The sequence below is a fragment of the Frankia sp. AiPs1 genome, from assembly GCF_023716945.1.
Classification (GTDB): Bacteria; Actinomycetota; Actinomycetes; order Frankiales; family Frankiaceae; genus Frankia.
This window is the reverse complement of the sequence record NZ_JAMQQF010000554.1, coordinates 1-3,997: the sequence shown is the minus strand read 5'-3', so window position 1 is coordinate 3,997 and position 3,997 is coordinate 1. Positions and strand designations below refer to the sequence as shown.

The following is a 3,997-nucleotide window of genomic DNA, read 5'->3' as shown; positions in this document are numbered from 1 at the left end:
CGGCGGTCCCCGTCGAGCCGGGCCGGTCCCCGGCGCCGCAGGTGGCTGCCGGCCCCGGGATCGCCGGGCGCACCGTGCTGGTGGTCGACGACGACGTGCGCAACGTCTTCGCCATCACGAGCATCCTCGACCTCTACGGGCTGCGGGTGATCCACGCCGCCGACGGGCGGATGGGCATCGACGCGCTGCAGTCCAACCCGGACATCGACCTCGTGCTGATGGACGTGATGATGCCCGAGATGGACGGCTACGCCACCACCACCGCCATCCGGGCCATGCCCCAGTTCGCCGATCTGCCGATCATCGCCGTCACCGCCAAGGCGATGCCGGACGACCGGCAGAAGTGCCTCGACGCCGGGGCCACCGACTACGTCACCAAGCCCGTCGACATCGAGGAGCTCCTCGCCTGCATCCGAGCCGGCCTCGGGCCCGAAAGTCACCCGCGGTAGGTGCTCGTGCTCAGGCGGCGCGGGGGATGACCGGCGCGGTCCGGCCGCGGCGCGCTGGCGAGCGCCGCACCGGGCCGGGCAGCGCCAGGCGGGTGATCTGTCGCCAGACGCTCGCCGTCTGCCGAGGCAACGAGCCGGTGCTGTAGGGCAGGCCGAAACGTTCACACAGCTCGCGGACCCGCGGGGCGATCTGCGCGTAGCGGTTGCTGGGCAGGTCGGGGAAGAGGTGGTGCTCGATCTGGTGGCTGAGGTTGCCGGCCAGGACGTGGAGCAGCGCCGGGCCGCTGATGTTGGCGGAGCCGAGGAGCTGTCGCAGGTACCACTCGCCCCGGCTTTCCGCGGCGATCTCCTCCTCGGTGAAGGTCCGGGTGGCCGCCGGGAAGTGGCCGCAGACGATGATGGTGTGCGCCCAGACGTTGCGGGTGACGTTCGCAGTCAGGTTGCCCAGCAGGACGGGGAGGAACGCCGGACCGCCGAGCAGGGGGAACGCCACGTAGTCCTTGAGCCCCTGGCGGCCGGCCTTGCGCAGCATCCGCCCGAGCTGCCCCGCGGTCTCGCCCCAGTCCTTCTCGCCCTGCCAGGCCCTGTCGATCTCCGCGTCGTAGATCGCGATACCGTATTCGAAGACGGCCGCGAGACCCAGGTTGTACAGGGGCTGGGCCAGGTGCACGGGGTGCCAGGGCTGCTCGGGGGAGACCCGCAGCATGCCGTACCCGAGGTCCCGATCCCGGCCGAGCACGTTCGTGTAGGTGTGGTGGGCGTAGTTGTGGGAGTGCCTCCACTGCTCGGCCGGTGCGGCGAAATCCCATTCCCAGGTGGTGGACTGGATGTCCGGGTCGCGCATCCAGTCCCACTGGCCGTGCAGGACGTTGTGCCCGATCTCCATGTTCTCGAGGATCTTGGCGACGGCGAGCATCGTCGTGCCGGCCAGCCACGCCGGTGGCACGAGGGACGCGAACATGACCGCCCGGCCGCCGACCTCGAGACCGCGCTGGACGGCGATCACCCGTCGGATGTAGCGGGCGTCTGCCTCGCCGCGGCTCGCGATGACCTCCGCCCGCAGCCGGTCGAGCTCCCGACCGAACTCCTCGATGTCTCGGGCGCTGAGGTGCGTCGTCGCTGCCATCCGCGTTCTCCTCGCAGTTCCGGTTCAGGCCGGGTCTATTCCGGTTCAGTGCTGTTTCGGTTCATTGCGGTGTTCGGTTCGTTCCGGTTCGTTCTGGTCGTTCCGGTTCGGTTCGGTTCGATTCAGAGGTCGAGATCGACGTCGCCGACGGCGGTGGACACGCAGGTCTGGATGATGTCGCCCGGGTCGCCGTGCTCCTCGCCGGTGCGCAGGTCCCGGACCCGGCCGCCGGCCAGCCGGGCCAGGCAGGTGCGGCAGACGCCCATCCGGCAGCCGCTCGGCATGGCGACGTCCGCCTGCTCACCCGCCGCCAGCAGGGACGTGCCCGCGCCGGCGAGCACCTCCCGTCCGCTGCGGACGAAGCGCACCCGCCCGCCGGGCCCGGACGACGGGCGCGCCACCGGCTGGAACCGCTCCGTCCGCAGCCGCGCGGCGATGCCGGCGGCCCGCCAGTACGCCTCCGCGTCGTCGAGCAGTGCCCGTGGCCCGCAGACCCAGGCCGGGCGATCCGGCAGATCGCCGCAGGCGGCGGCCAGGTCCGCCATCGTCGGCCGCCTCGCTCGCCGGCGGGGACGGGGGTGGGTGTGGTGCTCGTGCAGGTGGAAACCCGGGGTCCGGGCCGCCATCCGGCGCAGTTCGGCGCCGAAAATGACCGCCGGCCCGTTGGGCGCGACGTGCGCGAGGAAGACGTCGGGCCGGTCCCCGGCGAGGGCGAGGCCGCGCAGCATCGACATCACCGGGGTGATGCCGCTGCCGGCGGTGACGAACAGCAACCGGCTCGGCAGGTCGTCCGGCAGCACGAACCGGCCCGTGGGCTGGCCGAGCCGGACGATCGCTCCGGGACGCAGTCGGTGGACGACGTGGTGGGACACGAACCCGCCGGGAGCGGCCTTCACGGTGATGGTGACGAGCCCGTCCGGGCGGCCGGGCGGGGACGACAGCGAGAACGTCCGCCAGTGCCAGCCGCCGTCGATGTCCACGCCGACGCCGACGTGCTGGCCGGCGAGGTGCCGCTGCCAGCCGCGCCCGGGCCGCAGGACGACGGTTGCGGCGTCCGGAGTCTCCGGTACCACCTCCTCGACCCGGCCGGACAGGTGCCGCCGCGACCACAGCGGATTCACCATGGCCCGGTAATCGTCCGGCGTCAGCGGGCTCGTCAGGACGCCTGCCACCGCGGTCAGCGCCGGCCTGACAGGCAGCATCGGCCTGATAGGCAGCATCGACCTGGTAGGCGGCATCGGCCGGATGGTCAGCTTCGGCCTGATGGTCAGCATCGAACGAATCACCTCGCCGGCGGCCATACCGGACCAGACGTCTTTCCTACCGGAATCCCGGTGATTTCGAGCGGGGGCACAGCCACTTCGGGTCGGCTCGACGGCAGGCTACACCGCAGCCCTGGGTCGTCGCTGCGATCAATGCGCGGCGTGGCGCCGGCGGCGGTCGCAAGCATCGCCTTCCGGGAATACCCCGGCCGGTGCAGTGAATGCGGCTGGCGGGCCCGGGACCCGACCCGAATAGTCCGTTACCGCGGTCGGCGGTCCACCGGGACGATTTCCGGTGGCCACGCGTGGTCGGCCTGACGGTGGGAATCAGGGTGCTGACCTGTGGTCCAGAAATGAGGGACGGATCCCGCCAGCCGGGACGACCCTGACAAGACGGGGGTGGGCATTGTGATCGATCAACGGGCTGCGGACCGAAGGACGCAGCCGCGGTCATCCGGTATTCCGTGGTATGCACTTCTCGCCGTCGGGGTGGCTTTCACCCTGTTCGCGTTGGCGATCCCGCAGTTTGACATGCATTCCCTGAAGAAGATCGCGGTGGTGCTGGGGATCGTCCTGCTGCTGGGCGCGGCCAGCGAGGTGCTGGCCGCGAGGGCCACCGCCCGGGACTGGCGGTGGTCCCACCTGCTGCTCGCCGGGCTGTTCGTGGTGGGTGGCATCGTGGCGCTGGTCTGGCCGGATCCCACCTTCAAGGTGGTGGCGCGGACGGCGGCCTGGTTCTTCTTGATCAAGGGTGTCTACGACATCATCAACTCGTTCGCGGCTCGGCGCGCCGAGCAGCTCGCCGAGGCTGAGACGGGCGGGCGGGCGCCGGCGCAGTGGTGGATGCCGCTCGTCATCGGCGCGCTGGAGATCGGGGTCGCGTTCTGGGCGGTGGGCTACCCGCGGGACTCGCGGTCGCTGCTGGCCCTGTGGGTCGGGCTCGCCGCCCTCGCGCTCGGCCTGACCAAGATCGCCATGGCTCTGCGGCTGCGCGGAGTCCGGTCGCCCGCGCCCCTGGACGGCCTGCACCTGGACGATCTGACGACCGCCGGCTTCGGCGGCCGGGCGGTCGCGGAGGGCGGACGCCTGGAGGGTGGCCGCGCCCAGCGGGCGACGACGGCCAGCGACCGCTACCCGACCGGCGATCGGTAGGCGCCGGG

General features: G+C 71.7%; 4 protein-coding genes. 2 read left to right on the top strand and 2 right to left on the bottom strand.

The window, feature by feature from the left end; all coding sequences use genetic code 11:
* A partial coding sequence (locus ND748_RS27185; RefSeq protein WP_251749056.1) for a response regulator occupies positions 1-449 on the top strand: 449 nt, incomplete at its 5' end.
* A 10-nt stretch (positions 450-459) separates the two neighbouring features.
* On the opposite strand, the gene ND748_RS27180 is transcribed toward ND748_RS27185, so the two are convergent.
* Both ND748_RS27180 and ND748_RS27175 read right to left on the bottom strand, forming a co-directional pair.
* Positions 460-1,575 carry an acyl-CoA desaturase gene (locus ND748_RS27180; RefSeq protein ID WP_251749055.1) on the bottom strand — a complete coding sequence of 372 codons (1,116 nt, stop codon included), beginning with the start codon at positions 1,573-1,575 and terminating at the stop codon, positions 460-462.
* A 122-nt stretch (positions 1,576-1,697) separates the two neighbouring features.
* Positions 1,698-2,777 (bottom strand): ferredoxin reductase, encoded by a 1,080-nt coding sequence (locus tag ND748_RS27175; protein ID WP_251749057.1) that lies wholly within the window; start codon positions 2,775-2,777, stop codon positions 1,698-1,700.
* 549 nt (positions 2,778-3,326) lie between these two features.
* Between ND748_RS27175 and ND748_RS27170 the strand changes: the two genes are divergently transcribed.
* Positions 3,327-3,989: an HdeD family acid-resistance protein gene (locus ND748_RS27170; RefSeq protein WP_251749054.1), complete on the top strand. Its 663-nt coding sequence runs from the start codon at positions 3,327-3,329 to the stop codon at positions 3,987-3,989.
* Positions 3,990-3,997 lie beyond the last annotated feature (8 nt).